The sequence below is a fragment of the Coleofasciculus sp. C1-SOL-03 genome, from assembly GCF_040220555.1.
Taxonomy (GTDB): Bacteria; Cyanobacteriota; Cyanobacteriia; order Cyanobacteriales; family Coleofasciculaceae; genus Coleofasciculus.
In genome coordinates, this window is record NZ_JAVJUO010000065.1 from 39,018 (window position 1) to 54,411 (window position 15,394).

The following is a 15,394-nucleotide window of genomic DNA, read 5'->3' on the forward strand; positions in this document are numbered from 1 at the left end:
TCATTTCAAGGTTTTTGGTAAAGGCGATCGCGTCCCGATTTCATACCCTTGCTTTTCAATCAAACGTTCCAACTCTTCCACCCGTTTTTTGGGTGCGGGATGGGTTGACAGGAAGGCAAAATTGGCTCCGGGTTTCTCACTCATTCGCTCAAAAAAGTCCGTAGCCCCGGCGACATGACCATAAGTGTCATCTAATAACATTAAACCAAACGCATCCGCTTCCCGTTCCTGAGACTGAGAATACTGCGATCGCGCAATGGCTTCCACCGCCCCCGAAGCCGCTGATTGTAAGGCGCCTGCATCTCCGAGGAAATAGGCTAAGGCTACCCGTACCAGCAATATTCGTCCCAAACCCCGCAGGTGATCTCGGTGAGCAAAATGACCCAACTCATGGGCTAAAACCATCATCAATTCATTCTCAGACTCTGCTTGTTCCAGTAAACCCTGATAAATAACAATAGCATCTCCCGGTAACGCGATCGCATTCACCGTAGACTCTGGCAAATACAGCACCTGATAATCCCGCGCTTTTTGTTGTTCAGGGGGAAGTTCCTGTTCCAAACGATCTAATAATTGGTTCAGAGTATCTTGCGTTGGGGACGGTTTAGCTTGTTTCTCATAAACTGGCACAATTACTGCCCCCAATTTTTGCTCCACACTTGGCGGAATCATCCCAATTAAACCATTGACCAGCAGATTCAACAGCCAGAAAACAGCCACAATAAAGCCGATAAATAACCCCAATAAAATTAGGAGTTGGCGATTACTCGGCGGCGGATTGCGATTCGTTGGAGCATTATGCATAGAAAATTCGTTCGTAGTGAGCGCTTTAGCGCTCCGTTCTGTAGTAAGCGCTTTAGCGCTCTAATAATGACCATCTTCCTCAAAATCATCCCAATCTTTACCGTAATCACGCACAGGATATTCAATCCACGCATCTCTCAACCACTGGCGTCCGAAATTTGCCAAATACCAATGAACGCTACTTTCACGCCAATCATAAGGAGATTGGCTCCAGCCATGTTTAACTGGATTGTAATGGAGATAGTTTAAAGCAGCAAAATAATGTCGTTCTGAGCGAATAGCGCGATCGGTATAACGATACCACACCTTACGACTGGTTACATTATCGTCCCGATTCCATTGATAAGAAGTAATTTGTACCTATGTATGTACGTAGTCGGCACTTTAGTGCCTAGAAGCGCTAAAGCGCTCACTACATACTAATTATTACTCTTCGTCGGGCGGAAGGGATTTAAGAAATTAATCAAACTATAGAGTTCTCTCGACTGCACCCATAACCGCCCTTCTCCATTAAACCGACAAACCAATCCTTCACCCCCCAAAATCCCCGTTCTTAATCCACGAAACGATAACCCGCCCAGCATTTCTACGTTATAATTCAACGTATCTTCAAATGCCACAATATAACTGGTATCTACCACATAATCCCCAGCTACGGGAATTTCCACAATTGCCCCATAGGAACTAAACCAAATATCCCCGACTCCCGTTGCCCGAATTAAAAACAAGGACTCGCCACTAAAGAAGCCTTTAAACCCTTGAAACTTGGTATCTATCTCTACCGTGGGACTGGCGGCGACAAATCCAGAGGATTGAATCATTAAGCCATTCCCCTGCAAATAATAATGACAAATATCTCCCGGTACTCCAGGGGAAACATATAATTGTCCTGATTTGCCCTCAGCCGTAAACTCACTGATAAAAAAGGACTCACCACTTACCATTCGCCCAAGTCCTTTCATCAAGCCCCCCTTAGACCTGGACTTCATTTTAATACAGGTATCCATTGCCGCCATAGCACCGGATTCAACTAAAACCGTTTCATTGGTTTTTAAGTTAAGCACCAAAGACGCATAAGACGGTGAATGCTCTATTTTATAAGAAATTTGCTGACTCATGATGATTTATCCTTTATTTATTTTTCCCACCATTTAAGTCCACTTGCTGTGAAGGGACGAGACTCAACCTAAACCCACTCATTGCGGCGGGAGTTGAGAACCAACCTGAGAACCAAAAGCACCAGGATTGTGAGTTTGGCAATAGACGTTTCCTTGTCCTTTAAATCGACAAACCAGCCCTTCTCCGCCCAAAAAGGCACTCAGCCAACTCGATCCGGCTTTGGTAATATCAAAATTCAGACTTTTTTCAAAGGCGACAATATGACCTGTATCAACAACATATTCCCCATTGACGGGTATTTTATAAATCCCACCAAATGAGGTTAACAAGACAACCCCATAACCGCTAAGACTCAACCAAAAAATGGATTCACCCGAAAACAGAGATTTAAACCCTTGAAAGCCGAGATCAAGATCAACGCCTGACTCGCTAGCCAAATAGGATGTCGCCTGAACCACTAACTCTTGACCCTTCATCTCATAGACGAGAAGATCACCCATGAGTTTAGGTGCGAGAAAGACGTCTCCCCCCGCAATTGGTGAACGGAACACACTTAAAAATAGCGATTCCCCCGTCACCATGCGTTTGAGTCCACCCAAGATCCCGCCACCTTTTCCCTGGCGTAATGTGGTACTCGCGTTAATAGAACCATTCATGGCAATCATACAGCCAGCTTGCGCCACTAACTCTTCATTAGCCTCCAGAACAATACGCGCGATCGCACTATCGGGTTGATGCAACAGTTCAATATTCATTGTTAAAAAATTTAGGATTTTATATTAACGCAATTTGGGCTGTAAATAGCTGACTAAACCACTAATACTGCGAGACTGGAGATAAATTTCTCCTGTCCCCGTCAGTCGATTAATGAATCCTTCGCCAGAAGTCATGGAACCCAATAAACCGCCCGCTAAACCAACATTCATCTGAATCGTTGGTTCATAGGCGACTAAATGACCCGTATCGACAACAAAGTCACCATTAACCCGCTTTTTCGTCAATCCACCATAGGCACCAAAGAATACCTTCCCTTGACCCCTCACTTGAAGTTTGAACAATCCTTCTCCAGAAAACCAACTCTTCAAACCCGCCCATCGCACCCCCAGTTTGACGCCAGGGGTATGGCAAATATAAGCGCCGGGTTGAAAGCAGAGAGAATTTCCGCGCAAGTTCACACCAACAATGTCACCAATGGTGGATTGGGTGAGAACCAAAGTTAAAGATTGTTGCGTTTGATTACGAAAGGTATTAACAAATAACGATTCTCCGCCAAAGAACTTTTTGAGTAAGCCTGGGATAAAGCCACCCGAAAACTCAGTCTTCACGGTGAGTCTACCATCCATACTGGTCATCGCACCTGCTTCTGCCGTGATTCTGTCACCGGGATTGAGTGTCAGAAAAATAGCGGCAAAGGCTGGCTTGTAGCGAATTTCATACTCCACTGCCAACTCTCCTCCAATGTAGAGATATTATTTAGTTTGACAGTAATGGTACCAATGTCCAGTTTTCTTAAAAAAAATAAACCCTGGTTAAAAAAATATAATCAGGCAGAGGGCAGAAGATGCCACAGAAAAAGTACCCACGGGAGAAGGGGGGTTACTTAAGCGGACTTGGTATCATCCCTGACGAAGACGGAGGGTGTCCGTTAGACGTTTGACCAAAAGGTGATTGGGGAAACGCTACTGACTGGCGTATGCATCAGCGAGGAGATCGGTGTTTGCACAGGTGTGGGTTGTTGAGGGACGGCTGTAGGTTTGAACAAGAACCAAGCCGCAATTAAACCTAACACGCCCACGATGGCGATGATCGCGCCGATTAAAATCATGGGTGACTTCTGGCGTTTTGATCCAGGAATTTGGCGCTGCAATCCCAGTAAATCCAGCCATTCCTGTATGGTTTGAGGCCGTTCCTCAACCTGTAGCGCCATCCCGATCAGGATCACTTCATTGGTGCGATCGCTAATTTGTTCGTTAATCTGTTTTGGCGGAATTAATCGCGCTTTCGACAGACAGCGATCCATTGCCTTGGGCGGAATTTCTCCTGTGACTAAAAAGTATAGCGTTGCCGCTAATGAATAAACATCCGTATAAGTTCCCAGAGGAGTCTCTACATCATAAAGCTCTAAGGCATCAAACCCATCGGCTGTATGCGTATCAACCGTGGTTGACGCATCCTCACATCCTCGCGCTAACCCAAAATCAATTAACACGGCTTCTTGGTTATCGGTGCGTAATCGAATATTACTGGGTTTGACATCTCGATGGATTAACCCCGCCTCGTGAATTACTTTCAGCGCTTCGCCAATTTGTTGGATATAAAGCAGCGCTTCTGATTCCGGCAAACCCTTTTGGGCGTGGCTGGCTAAATCGGCACCATCCAGATACTCCATGACAATGCCAACCTGATGTCCTTCAACCAATGGTTCTTTAACTTGCACCAGATGGGGATGTCTGCATTTTACCAGCTTGACGGCTTCGCACAAAAAGGCTTCCTGAATTTGATCAACTTCCGGTTGGTTGAAGTCGTGGATTAGCTGATCACTCAGGGTTTTGACCACCCATTGATGTTTTTTGCGATCGCTCGCCAGATAGGTGACACTAAATTGTCCGCGTTTTAATTCTTTTTCCAGAATATAATTGTTGCCGTGCAACTTCTGTCCAGAAGACCAAGTCATTGCTCAAAATTGGTGAAACATATCATCGATTTTGGCATAGTCTGAAGAGAATGTGCTATTCGCTAAATTTTACAATAACTGAGGGTATCGACGGGCGGTGATATGACTCATTAATTTATTACTCGGAGAATAATCTGGCTCTTTTGGGTTGAGATTAGGGGCGCGATCGCCCTTGCTCAAATTGTCCTAGTTGGACAGACTCGCACTCGCTTATTTAACCAAATATAAACGTAATTTTTTTCGGGCTTTGACATTAAATTTTAATCCCAGTTCCATGCCACTGCTTGTCTGTACTGACTCCTGATCAGCATCATTAATGCGAATACTTTGAATCGTGGCTACTTGACAGTAGGCTTCACCCATCAGAAAAACACTTGTTCCAACTGATAAAGTTGTTTCCTCTACCTTTTCCTCTACCTTTTCCTCTACCTTGACAACTGCCGCCTGGGATTTTTTAAACCATTCTGTAATTCGACCAATTTCTTGAGCTTGACCTGTTGATGTTTGCTGCTTAATGATTTGACAAGTGACTAACTCAGCTAACGCTTGACACAACGCTTCAACAAAATCACATAATTCTAACAGTGCATTTGAACTTAATATAGTATCGATGAAAGCACCGTGGGCAGCATCATTTCGATAGCCAATAAGTTCATTGAGTTCTCCCTCTGCTGTATTTTCACTCCCTCGAATTTCTTCAACAAAATACTTAATTTTTCTATGCTTTTCAACCCAGCTCCAAGCACTTAAAATACCAGCATCAGCGAATAATTTATCTAAAGTATCTTTGCGTAAGTTCTGCTCGTGCAATAGAAATGCATCCGGGAGGAGTTCATACTTTTCTCCAGTACCACTAGCTCCATAAAATAATCCTCTAATAACCTCTTCAACAGAAAGATGTCCAAATCTATTTTTGGTTATATCCAACAGTAACCGAGCTACACCTATTCGATGTGTATTACAAATTCTCTCTTCCAAATCTGCATAAACTGGAAATAAATCTGGCAAAACTTGTATCCATTCTCGAATTAAGTCTTCAACAAAACGTTCATAAATAGCGTATAACCGTGTTACTACAGAACAATGATCGTAAATTCGCCAATCCCGTGGTTCTGGAGCATCCTGTGTTAGTTGGGCAATGATAGAGTCTGCTTCCGTTCCCCATTCCTGTGGGAGTATACTCTTATCTCCAAAAGCAGCTCTTATGAGTTTTTCGTTAACTTGGATAATAGAACGGACAGTCGAAATATTTCTCTGTACTGTCTTCAGACGCTCCTGAAACATCATGACTTATTTGTTGATGACTTGATTAAGCATATCATCGAATAGTTCCAGTCGTTTCTGAATATCCGCTTTCGCTTTTCCTTTACCTGTTAAAAGCCTATTTTTGTCTTCTTCAAAGAGTTTTTGGGTTGCTTCAATTATTTTTTGTTTCCGAGCAATTAAGACATCCTCACTATCTAAATGATTGCTAAACCCTACCATTACAGCTTCGTAATAAGTTTTATATGCCTGATTCTGAAAATTCATGTTTCGAGGTTCAAACGGTTTGGGGTTAAATAAATTGTCTCCGTAGATCCGATAAACAATGTCAATTGTTTTCAAAAATATGTCTCTCAACATAGCAATATCTTTTTCAGCAAAATTTAAGCTTTTAATCATATATTTGTCAAGAAACTCTTCTAGTTTTCCATGAAATTTATCAGTATGTCGCAGGGCAAAGAAGCGAAGAACAAGTTCCACATCTTCCATTTTTTTGTATAAACTGTTTCTCTCAAGTTCTTCCTTGTCGTCAATAGGTATTCCCCAAGCTTTTGTAAATATAGGATTTTGAGCCAGTTCAAGTAATAGTTTGTTAAAGTCTCCGTAGTATAAACAGTTTCGCACCTCTTGGCGACTTAGATCTACTCCTCCGGTATTCAGGCGTTCAAAGGCAAGCTGTTTTAAATAAAGTGCTTCTTCCTGATTAGGTGCTGACTCTGTGATCAGCACTATAGATGAAATAGAGCGACGATCAATCCCTGCCTTAATTTTTTTGGGAAGTTGATTATAAGTGCGTCCTTCCAGTTCGGGCCAAAGTTCTAAATCTGTCAATTCTAGTTTGTTGTCGTAAAAATCTTGAATGGTAGTGATTCTCTGTTGACCATCCATGACTTCATAGGAGTTATATTCCTTTTCATACAGAATAATGGGTGGAACAGGAATGTTGATCAGAAATGACTCAATTAGGCGCGATTGCATTTTTTTATTCCAACGAGGTCTACGCTGGAAAAATGGTCTAATCTCCATATAGCCAGGTTTTTTTAGCGCATCGGCAAAACTGGGCAGCTTCTCACGATTCATTTCCGTAAGTATTCTTTTTTCTCGTTTCTCGTACTTGGCATTAATTTCATCGTCAGACATTTTCTTGGGATCTTTCGCTGGGCGAGTTTCCCACATTGTTTTTTCGGCTGGCGCAAGTTGCATTAGCGATATACTCCAAAATGGCGTTTATTATCAATTATAGAGATACTGAAAACTAGGAGGCAGCAAACTCCAGTGCCAAGCCGCCATCGTGTGTTAGCGGAGCGTAACGCACCACCTATTCATGTATTTACTAAATATGCCACTCCGCTAACTCTTCCAAGGTAAGGTTTAGCAAATCACACAATATTTTCATTTGTGCTGGGTATAGCTTGGGAATGTGCCTGCCAGCTTCCCAGTTTTTCACCGTTGTTATCGTTACATCTAGTTCATGAGCCAGTTGCCGTTGCGTCAAATTCAACGATTCTCGTCGTTGTTTTAGCTTTTCTCCCAAATTAGCCATTTTTAAGCGATCGCGTCTTGCCTTTACCTACATTCCTTTCCCAATCAGTTACTCACGTTTGCTGTCTGACTCTTGGGCATCATTAAAACTAGGAAGTTCCTCTAAAGGACATTGCAAGATGCTACATAAAGCCTGTGTCTGACGAATCGTGAGTCGAGGTTCAAATCTGCCAGCTTCCCAGTTGCTGACAGTCTGATCCGTGACGCCTACCGCATCCGCTACCTGTTTCTGAGTTAGTCCCAACCGTTTTCTTAGCTTCATCAGCTTACTTCCTGAACTCATCGCCTCCTGATTGCCTTAACTTTAAATTATTTTATCTAAGTAGACAAAACCCTAAAATTGTTTGTAATATAGGGTCAAGTCATGAGCCAGCGCACGAACTTTCCACGGAACGACGCTGGCTCTGGCTCCAATTTCAGATGGAGACAAGTCAATTATGCCTTACAAACAACGCCTTTATCCTTGGGTGCTGGTTCGCCTGCTACCCAAAATGCAAGGAGTCACTGTAGCACAGTATCGTAGCCGTTCCGATGCTGATGGTCATCTTTGCATACTCCGCCGTCTGATGCCGAATGCCCAATTTGTGGTGATGTTTAATCCGGGCTTACCACCAGAGAATCAGCTAAACTCGCGTTAGCACGTCGGTGGAAAGGGCGCACGTCTGTGCGCCCCTACGGTTTCCGGGCATGGGCTAATCTATAAAATATAAATATTCCTCAAATCCTTACATAGGACATAAGACGTAACTTGCTTCTTTTCGGAAGCGAGTATAACAAATGACAAATGACAAATGACAAATGACCTACTCTTGCACAATCTCAAACAAATCCTCAATCAATACATCAAATGTCCGTGCTAACTTCAGCAGCGCCCCAATATCTACCATCGTCATTCCCGGCGATCGCGCGTAGGTTTTGATGGTACTATAGGGGACTCCAGACCGTTCAGCGACATCCAGCAACGTCCAGTTCTCCCTAGCCGCTAGTTCCCTAATCCGCAACCGAACTCGTTCGCCTCTTGACATAAAGTTTAAATTTCGTCTACATTAAGCAAATTAAAAGCGATCGCACCAATATATAGCCAGATAGCGATCGCCATATCATAAATCTACAACCCCATGATTTGGGGCGCATCTCCTATGTTATCAACACTTCCGCTAAAATCAAGAGCCACTCATCCGTTACAGCGATTTGTTAGCCGAGAAGCCATTGCGCTTCTGCTCAATCTCCATCCTGACGAGATTTATCGCATTGACTGCTGGCGATATGTGATTCACGTTGTTGGCAAGGGAATCAGTACGTTTGTCAGTTATGCTGATATCCCGCCAATTTTAGGGGTAGACTCGCCCACGCTGAAAGATACCCTTTGTTGGCGTAGGCGTTGGCGCAAGCATCGATACAAAGCGCCGGACTTTTGGGCGACATTTTACCAGCAGAAGTTCGAGCAATCCCTGTCTCTATCAGAACTGTATCAATGGGGAGAGTTGGTGAACCGGATTCAATTTGGACTGTCGGGCGCAACTCTAGAGTGGCTGCGAAACATATACAAAAAGGAGAGAGAGTCATTCAACTTCTGAATAAAACTCTGATCCAGTCAGCTTTAGCTGACTTGAGCTTTCAGCCTTGGGTTTAAACCCAAGGCGGTTGGCTGGTGCAAGATGTGAATAAAACTACAATCCCCCACTCCGCACCCCAAAAAGGGCGGGTTTAGTTCAGTTAGGGGTTTCTGCAAAACGGTATTGGTAAAACCCGCCCCTACAACCTCGCCCTACCGCCCCCCGCTCCCCCTTTGTGTAAGCTACAATTATTAAGAAATCTATAGTAAAATCAACCTCTCTCAAATCACTCCCTAACGCCTTTATGACTCTTCCGATTCGCAACGTTGCCATTATTGCCCACGTCGATCACGGCAAAACCACCTTGGTTGACGCCCTGCTTAAACAATCCGGTATCTTCCGTGAAGGGGAAGAGGTTCCTGATTGCGTTATGGACTCCAATGATTTGGAGCGAGAGCGGGGAATTACGATTCTGTCTAAAAATACAGCGGTTCACTATAAAGATATCTTAATCAATATTGTCGATACTCCCGGTCACGCCGATTTTGGTGGGGAAGTGGAACGGGTATTGGGGATGGTGGATGGTTGTATCCTGATTGTGGATGCCAATGAAGGACCGATGCCCCAAACCCGGTTCGTCCTCAAGAAAGCCTTGGAAAAAGGACTGCGCCCGATTGTAGTGGTGAATAAAATTGACCGCCCTCAAGCTGATCCCTACGGTGCTGTGGATAAAGTCCTGGATTTGTTTATTGAGTTGGGGGCGGATGATGATCAGTGTGAGTTTCCCTATCTGTTTGCCTCTGGGTTACAAGGGTACGCCAAAGAGGATTTAGATGGCGAAGGCGTGGATATGCAACCCTTGTTTGAATCCATCCTGCGCCATGTGCCGCCGCCTGTGGGTGATGTGAGCAAGCCTCTGCAATTGCAAGTGACGACGCTGGATTATTCGGATTATCTGGGTCGAATTGTGATTGGCAGAATCCATAATGGTGTAATTAAAGCCCGTCAGCAAGCGGCTTTAGTTACAGAAAGCGGGGAAATTGTCAAGACGAAAATTAGTAAACTTATGGGGTTTGAAGGACTCCAGCGGGTTGATTTAGAGGAAGCCTCCGCCGGAAATATTGTCGCCGTGGCGGGGTTTGCGAATGCTAATATCGGTGAGACGATTACCTGTCCCAATGAACCTCAAGCCTTACCGTTAATTAAGGTAGATGAACCGACATTGCAGATGACGTTCTCGGTGAACGATTCGCCGTTTGCGGGTCAGGAAGGGGATTACGTCACTTCCCGGCAATTACGCGATCGCTTGATGCGAGAATTAGAGACGAATGTCGCCCTGCGTGTGGATGAAACTGATTCTCCGGATAAATTCTTAGTCTCTGGGCGAGGGGAATTACACCTGGGTATCCTAATTGAAACCATGCGCCGCGAGGGGTATGAGTTTCAGGTGTCTCAGCCGCAGGTGATTTATCGGGAAGTGAAAGGTCAACCCTGCGAACCTTACGAAGTCTTGGCGCTAGATATTCCCGAAGACGCCGTGGGTGGCTGTATTGAACGGTTGGGTCAGCGCAAGGGCGAAATGCAGAATATGCACGTTAGTGGTAATGGTCGCACGCAATTGGAATTTGTGATTCCCGCACGGGGTTTAATTGGCTTCCGGGGTGAGTTCATGCGCCTGACGCGGGGGGATGGGATTATGAATCACAGTTTCTTGGATTATCGTCCGATTTCCGGTGATGTGGAAACCCGCCGCAATGGGGTGATTATTGCCTTTGAGGAAGGGGTGGCGACATTCTATTCCTTGAAAAATGGCGAAGACCGAGGTGCATTCTTTATTACACCGGGAACCCGGGTGTATAAAGGTATGATTGTCGGCGAACACAACCGTCCTCAAGATTTGGATTTGAATGTTTGTAAGACCAAGCAGTTAACCAACCATCGTTCCGCCACGGGGGATGAATTGGTGCAGTTGCAAGCGCCAGCTGAGATGAGTTTAGAACGGGCGTTGGAATATATCGGACCGGAAGAGTTGGTGGAAATCACGCCCCAGTCGGTGCGGTTGCGGAAGGTGACGAAGAAGTTGGTGAAGCGTTAACAGTAGGGGCGCACGCTCCGTGCATCCGTGTCAATTTAAGACTTTGTATTACTAGCGCTCAAAGTTTAGGTTTCGGCGTCAACATCTTAAACACTTGCTTGCAACGTTATTTGTCATTCATCCTTTGTTCATGGTTCATTGTTGATTGTTCATTGGTAATCCGCTTCCCCAGCTTGCCCAGCTCCCTTTAACGGTACTTAGACAAAATGAAGTAAAAATTGTGCCAGAAACTGTCTAAGTACCGCCGTGAGGGTGTCAATTACAAGTCGCCAACGTAGGTATCGAGGGCTTTCGCTGTTTCGACTAGGGGATGATGACTATCCACTAAAATCGGACTTTTGCTAGTCACCTCATCAATGGGAATGCTGACAACGACTCCATTTTGCCAAGCAACCATTTTTTGATAGTCATCCTTGGCAATTAAATCGACAGCCGTTTTGCCAAAGGAGGTGGCGAGTAAGCGGTCTAAAGCCGAGGGCGCCCCCCCCCGTTGAACATGACCTAAGACTGTTACTCGTGCTTCGATTATATTCCCGCTAACGTGAGAAATCTGATCGGCGACATAATCTCCGATCCCCCGTAGCCTGACCTCACCTAGGGCGTCTGTGTAGTAGCGTTCTTGACCCTCAATGGTTTTCGCCCCCTCAGCCACAACCACGATCGCAAAGCGGCGATTCCAGCGATCGCGCAGTTCGGTGATATGGTTACAAACACCGCTAATGGAATAGGGAATTTCCGGGATCAGGATCACATCAGCACCGCCAGCAATCCCTGCATTTAGGGCTAGATGTCCGGCTTCGCGCCCCATCACCTCAACCACCATTACGCGATCGTGACTGGCGGCTGTATAGGAAAGGCGCGATAGGGCATCAACAATGGTGTTCACCGCCGTATCGAAACCAACGGCTAAATTCGTGAATGCCACATCATTATCAATCGTCTTGGGAACACCCACAATTTTCATATTCCCTTTATGGGCAAGCTGGTTCATAATCGCCAGACTCCCGTCACCCCCAACAACAATCAGGGCGTCCAGACCTAATTTCTGATAACCAGCGATAATCTGCTCAGCTTGAGCCTCAGTATCCCCTTTATTAATTGAACCGAGGATAGTACCGCCCGTACTCAGGAGTGGGTCGATTCCCCGGCTATCTAGACCATGAACATTCAGTGAGACTGATTTGCCTTCCAATAACCCTTGGGTGGCGTAGGGAATGCCTAAAAATTCCCAATCATAGCTCAAGGTAGCATGTCTAACGGCAGCGCGAATGACCGCGTTTAATCCGGGACAGTCACCGCCACTGGTGAGTAGACCAATCCGTTTGCGAGTTTCCATAGGTCAATCTCAAGTTGTGTTCTATTGTGGATAGTTTTTAACGAAGGCTGTTTGATGCATCACATCCAGCAAAAATGCGGCGAGGGTCCCACGCTTGTACCGATAGGTCAAGCGCTGGAGGAATCGCCGCCAACAAATGAAAAGGCGAAGCCATCCGCTTTATGAATAGTGTTGAGATATTTGCAATGAGTATCAAATTGTTTACCTCCATTTTTTGGATACAATGCGAAACTTGGCTTGGTTCTAATGGCTATACGCAATCCGTCATAATGCCCCGCATATTTACCTTTGGGAATACTGGCTTTGACAATATCTCCGGTCTTAAAACCGTGAGACAGCTTGAATCGACCCCGATGCTGTTTTGGTAACCCGTATTTGTCTGTTATCACTCGCTGTCTGACCCCATGACCTTTAGCGGTAATCAGCAAAGGATTATTGGTTAGAAACTGCAATTGAGGCGTTTCTCCCACAAGAGCCGCATCGTGCCAGTGGGTTTTACTGACTCCCTGTACGGCTCGGTTGTACTTAGTTTGTCCACCCGTCCCTGTGGTGACAGGTAAACCTAACTTCTTTAAAGCATTAAGTAATGCATATCGAGTTGAATTGACGGCGGCGGCATCAGCTAAAGGACGCTTGGCTTGAGACAAAATTCGTTTTAAGAGGTCAGGTTTTGAACTAAGGAAGTCTCGGATATCTTGATTTCCTTTAGCCTGATTACAAGGTACGCAAGCAAGCGTCAGATTACTGGGTCTATTAGAGCCACCTCGACTACGGGGGTGAATGTGTTCGACTTCAAGCGGAACATTTTTAACACCGCAGTAAGCACATTTTCTACCCCATTTTTCGAGAACATATTCACGCACCTCATACTGATAAAGGGTTCCTTGTTGGTAGCCTTCTTTTTGTCGGGTGGGGTCTTGCATTAGCTGCGTATTAAATCGCACTAATTCCGACACGATACTTGACACAGGGCAGAACTTAATTAACCGTTTCACCCAAGTCAAAATGTTTTCGACTCGACTTAGTAAACTAGGGGGCAACCAACCTTGGGGGCGAGTTCGATTAAGGAATCTCGCCTGTCGATATCTTGTCTTGCGACTTCTGCGACCCCTGCGGAACGATCCACGAGTCAAGAGCGCGTCTCGAATTGCAAATCCGCGATGGGTAAGCTCGGCTCCCCAGATAACTTTGTCACCTTGCAGGAGTGCCAACCCGGTCACTTTTGCGCCTGGATCAATCTTGATTTGACTTGGGGTAGAGTTAGGTTCAAGGGACAGATGCTTGAGAATAATAGTAAATGGATACCTGCGATACACGGCAGCTTTTTTACTACTGAGTAATCGCCTAGCTTGCCCTGGATGTATCGGGTCAAGTGGCTGTTTATTGGTATCGAGAACGAAAACAAAGTTAGACAATTTGTCCTCCGTTAAACGGGTAATGTGAGCCTCGCCAAAGTTATTGAAGTTTGTTATGCCTGCCACACTTCCTCAACCCAACTCGGATGTTTAATGACAAGCCACAGAGCTATAAACTGGCTCAACGCATTCATAGGTGTGATGCCCTCAATAACGTAGTCATTTAAGACTTAGGCTGGTCAACTCTGGGCGTTTTCACGCCCCGCTTCTATCCCCAAAGGGATGAAGCGTTGGTCGTTGACACAGTCTGACAACACCCTGAAACCACAACTACAGTTTTGCTGTTACGGGATTAGGATCAAGCTGAATTAGGATTGAGCGCCAGTCCGATTGAGTGATGCAGTTGTGGCACTCGTCTCTTGAGAGTCGTTTGCCTCAAAAACGCTTGATCAGGGGTAAGTCTAGGGTAGTCAGCGTCAACCCCTGTTGGCAAATATGGTTCTCGATCCCTTCATGGCAAAAAATCTCAACCCTTGCTGGTCTGTAAACATCTAGTCCAAGATAGCCAATTTTCTTTGATCTGAGAGTATCAAGCAGCACTGCGGTGGGAAACATGGTGATTGAGGAGTCGTGATTGGTGATGGGGAAGACCAATATCTTTTCTCCACCCAGGCTGGTATCATCGTTGTTGATTCTGACGTCAAGGCTTTTGAGTCCCTTGTTTCCATGAATGAGCTACGCGGCAAACAGGCATTTATTTGTGATATGGATGGCGTGATTTACCACGGCAACCGTTTACTGCCAGGAGTGGAGGCATTTTTGGACTGGTTAAAGGCGTCGGACAAGAAATTTCTGTTTCTCACCAATAGTAGCGAGCGATCGCCTCGGGAGTTGCGGGAGAAGCTGAAGCGGTTGGGCGTCGAAGTGCCGGAGGAGAATTTCTACACCAGCGCCTTGGCGACGGCGGCATTTTTGGCTCAACAATGTCCCGGAGGAAGTGCCTTTGTGATTGGGGAAGCAGGGTTGACAAATGCGCTGTATGATGCTGGGTTCTCGATGAACGATACTAACCCAGATTATGTAGTGGTGGGCGAGACGCGCAGTTATAGCTTTGAGAAATTAGAACATGCAGCGCAGTTAGTGATTAACGGGGCAAAACTGATTGGTACAAATCCCGACTTAACCGGACCGAGTGAAAAAGGAATTGTCCCCGCAACAGGGGCGTTAATTGCCCCGTTGGAACTGGCGACGGGGGCGAAAGCCTATTTTGTCGGGAAGCCGAATCCCTTAATGATGCGCCATGCTCTGAAGAAGTTAGGCTGTCGTCGCGAGGATACAGCCATCATTGGCGATCGCATGGACACCGATATCATCGCCGGGATTGAGTCAGAAATTGAGACGGCGTTGGTGTTATCTGGAGTCACACGCCAAGAGGATTTAATCCGTTTTGCCTATCGTCCCCACTATATTTTGTCAGGAGTGGGGGATTTAGTCCCTTGACTGATGTGATATCTGCTAAGTCTGATGCTTCTATTGTAGAAGGTGATCGCTTGAGCGAATAGGTTTCATGCGTCAACTGGGTAAGGGCGCAAGCCTTGCGCCCCTACCTACATTGATCAGCTACAATCTCACCTGCTTCCAGACGTGCCA

The 15,394-nt window shown here is 45.6% G+C and carries 16 protein-coding genes and 1 pseudogene; 4 read left to right on the plus strand and 13 right to left on the minus strand.

The annotated features are described in order from the left end of the window. The 10 genes and pseudogenes from RIE73_RS10175 to RIE73_RS10220 form a co-directional block, all read right to left on the minus strand. Complete coding sequence (locus tag RIE73_RS10175) at positions 1–804, minus strand: M48 family metallopeptidase (RefSeq protein WP_446401081.1); 804 nt, start codon at positions 802–804, stop codon at positions 1–3. A gap of 60 nt (positions 805–864) precedes the next feature. After that, a pseudogene (locus RIE73_RS10180) lies at positions 865–1,155 on the minus strand (transposase); the annotation flags it as partial. 68 nt (positions 1,156–1,223) lie between these two features. Beyond that, positions 1,224–1,922, minus strand: a complete 699-nt coding sequence (locus RIE73_RS10185) for a TIGR00266 family protein (RefSeq protein ID WP_446401082.1) — start codon at positions 1,920–1,922, stop codon at positions 1,224–1,226. Between the two features lie 78 nt (positions 1,923–2,000). Continuing rightward, the gene (locus tag RIE73_RS10190; protein ID WP_446401083.1) at positions 2,001–2,678 is read right to left on the minus strand and encodes a TIGR00266 family protein; all 678 of its coding nucleotides are present in this window, start codon (positions 2,676–2,678) and stop codon (positions 2,001–2,003) included. 24 nt (positions 2,679–2,702) lie between these two features. Beyond that, positions 2,703–3,365, minus strand: a complete 663-nt coding sequence (locus RIE73_RS10195; RefSeq protein WP_446401157.1) for a TIGR00266 family protein — start codon at positions 3,363–3,365, stop codon at positions 2,703–2,705. 203 nt (positions 3,366–3,568) lie between these two features. Further along, a complete protein-coding gene (locus RIE73_RS10200; protein ID WP_446401084.1) occupies positions 3,569–4,597 on the minus strand; it encodes a serine/threonine protein kinase in 1,029 nt (342 codons plus the stop codon). A gap of 210 nt (positions 4,598–4,807) precedes the next feature. Beyond that, complete coding sequence (locus RIE73_RS10205; RefSeq protein ID WP_446401085.1) at positions 4,808–5,884, minus strand: MAE_28990/MAE_18760 family HEPN-like nuclease; 1,077 nt, start codon at positions 5,882–5,884, stop codon at positions 4,808–4,810. A 3-nt stretch (positions 5,885–5,887) separates the two neighbouring features. After that, on the minus strand, positions 5,888–7,063 hold the full coding sequence (locus tag RIE73_RS10210) for a DUF262 domain-containing protein (RefSeq protein WP_446401086.1): 1,176 nt from the start codon (positions 7,061–7,063) through the stop codon (positions 5,888–5,890). A gap of 130 nt (positions 7,064–7,193) precedes the next feature. Continuing rightward, entirely contained in the window at positions 7,194–7,403 is a 210-nt protein-coding gene (locus tag RIE73_RS10215) for a helix-turn-helix transcriptional regulator (protein ID WP_446401087.1), read from the minus strand. Between the two features lie 48 nt (positions 7,404–7,451). Then, entirely contained in the window at positions 7,452–7,664 is a 213-nt protein-coding gene (locus tag RIE73_RS10220; protein WP_446337038.1) for a helix-turn-helix transcriptional regulator, read from the minus strand. 175 nt (positions 7,665–7,839) lie between these two features. On the opposite strand from RIE73_RS10220, the gene RIE73_RS10225 reads away from it, so the two are divergent. Continuing rightward, positions 7,840–8,040, plus strand: a complete 201-nt coding sequence (locus RIE73_RS10225) for a hypothetical protein (RefSeq protein WP_446401088.1) — start codon at positions 7,840–7,842, stop codon at positions 8,038–8,040. A gap of 165 nt (positions 8,041–8,205) precedes the next feature. On the opposite strand, the gene RIE73_RS10230 is transcribed toward RIE73_RS10225, so the two are convergent. Continuing rightward, entirely contained in the window at positions 8,206–8,427 is a 222-nt protein-coding gene (locus RIE73_RS10230) for a helix-turn-helix domain-containing protein (RefSeq protein ID WP_446341286.1), read from the minus strand. Positions 8,428–8,541: 114 nt separating this feature from the next. On the opposite strand from RIE73_RS10230, the gene RIE73_RS10235 reads away from it, so the two are divergent. After that, complete coding sequence (locus RIE73_RS10235) at positions 8,542–8,979, plus strand: hypothetical protein (protein ID WP_446401089.1); 438 nt, start codon at positions 8,542–8,544, stop codon at positions 8,977–8,979. A gap of 283 nt (positions 8,980–9,262) precedes the next feature. Further along, complete coding sequence (gene typA / locus RIE73_RS10240) at positions 9,263–11,053, plus strand: translational GTPase TypA (protein ID WP_446401090.1); 1,791 nt, start codon at positions 9,263–9,265, stop codon at positions 11,051–11,053. A 259-nt stretch (positions 11,054–11,312) separates the two neighbouring features. Here the strand turns inward: typA and RIE73_RS10245 are convergent, their stop codons facing one another. Together RIE73_RS10245 and iscB are read right to left on the minus strand one after the other, a co-directional pair. Then, positions 11,313–12,389 (minus strand): ATP-dependent 6-phosphofructokinase, encoded by a 1,077-nt coding sequence (locus RIE73_RS10245; protein ID WP_446401091.1) that lies wholly within the window; start codon positions 12,387–12,389, stop codon positions 11,313–11,315. Positions 12,390–12,496: 107 nt separating this feature from the next. Continuing rightward, entirely contained in the window at positions 12,497–13,804 is a 1,308-nt protein-coding gene (gene iscB / locus RIE73_RS10250) for an RNA-guided endonuclease IscB (protein WP_446401158.1), read from the minus strand. 666 nt (positions 13,805–14,470) lie between these two features. Between iscB and RIE73_RS10255 the strand changes: the two genes are divergently transcribed. After that, entirely contained in the window at positions 14,471–15,244 is a 774-nt protein-coding gene (locus tag RIE73_RS10255; RefSeq protein WP_446401092.1) for an HAD-IIA family hydrolase, read from the plus strand. Positions 15,245–15,394 lie beyond the last annotated feature (150 nt).

What these genes read in the sequence shown, in the direction of transcription:
- RIE73_RS10175 (WP_446401081.1), bottom strand. Translation starts at nt 804, where the DNA reads ATGCATAATGCTCCAACGAATCGCAATCCGCCGCCGAGTAATCGCCAA.
- RIE73_RS10185 (WP_446401082.1), bottom strand. Translation starts at nt 1,922, where the DNA reads ATGAGTCAGCAAATTTCTTATAAAATAGAGCATTCACCGTCTTATGCG.
- RIE73_RS10190 (WP_446401083.1), bottom strand. Translation starts at nt 2,678, where the DNA reads ATGAATATTGAACTGTTGCATCAACCCGATAGTGCGATCGCGCGTATT.
- RIE73_RS10200 (WP_446401084.1), bottom strand. Translation starts at nt 4,597, where the DNA reads ATGACTTGGTCTTCTGGACAGAAGTTGCACGGCAACAATTATATTCTG.
- RIE73_RS10205 (WP_446401085.1), bottom strand. Translation starts at nt 5,884, where the DNA reads ATGATGTTTCAGGAGCGTCTGAAGACAGTACAGAGAAATATTTCGACT.
- RIE73_RS10210 (WP_446401086.1), bottom strand. Translation starts at nt 7,063, where the DNA reads ATGCAACTTGCGCCAGCCGAAAAAACAATGTGGGAAACTCGCCCAGCG.
- RIE73_RS10215 (WP_446401087.1), bottom strand. Translation starts at nt 7,403, where the DNA reads ATGGCTAATTTGGGAGAAAAGCTAAAACAACGACGAGAATCGTTGAAT.
- RIE73_RS10220 (WP_446337038.1), bottom strand. Translation starts at nt 7,664, where the DNA reads ATGAAGCTAAGAAAACGGTTGGGACTAACTCAGAAACAGGTAGCGGAT.
- RIE73_RS10225 (WP_446401088.1), top strand. Translation starts at nt 7,840, where the DNA reads ATGCCTTACAAACAACGCCTTTATCCTTGGGTGCTGGTTCGCCTGCTA.
- RIE73_RS10230 (WP_446341286.1), bottom strand. Translation starts at nt 8,427, where the DNA reads ATGTCAAGAGGCGAACGAGTTCGGTTGCGGATTAGGGAACTAGCGGCT.
- RIE73_RS10235 (WP_446401089.1), top strand. Translation starts at nt 8,542, where the DNA reads ATGTTATCAACACTTCCGCTAAAATCAAGAGCCACTCATCCGTTACAG.
- typA (WP_446401090.1), top strand. Translation starts at nt 9,263, where the DNA reads ATGACTCTTCCGATTCGCAACGTTGCCATTATTGCCCACGTCGATCAC.
- RIE73_RS10245 (WP_446401091.1), bottom strand. Translation starts at nt 12,389, where the DNA reads ATGGAAACTCGCAAACGGATTGGTCTACTCACCAGTGGCGGTGACTGT.
- RIE73_RS10255 (WP_446401092.1), top strand. Translation starts at nt 14,471, where the DNA reads ATGAATGAGCTACGCGGCAAACAGGCATTTATTTGTGATATGGATGGC.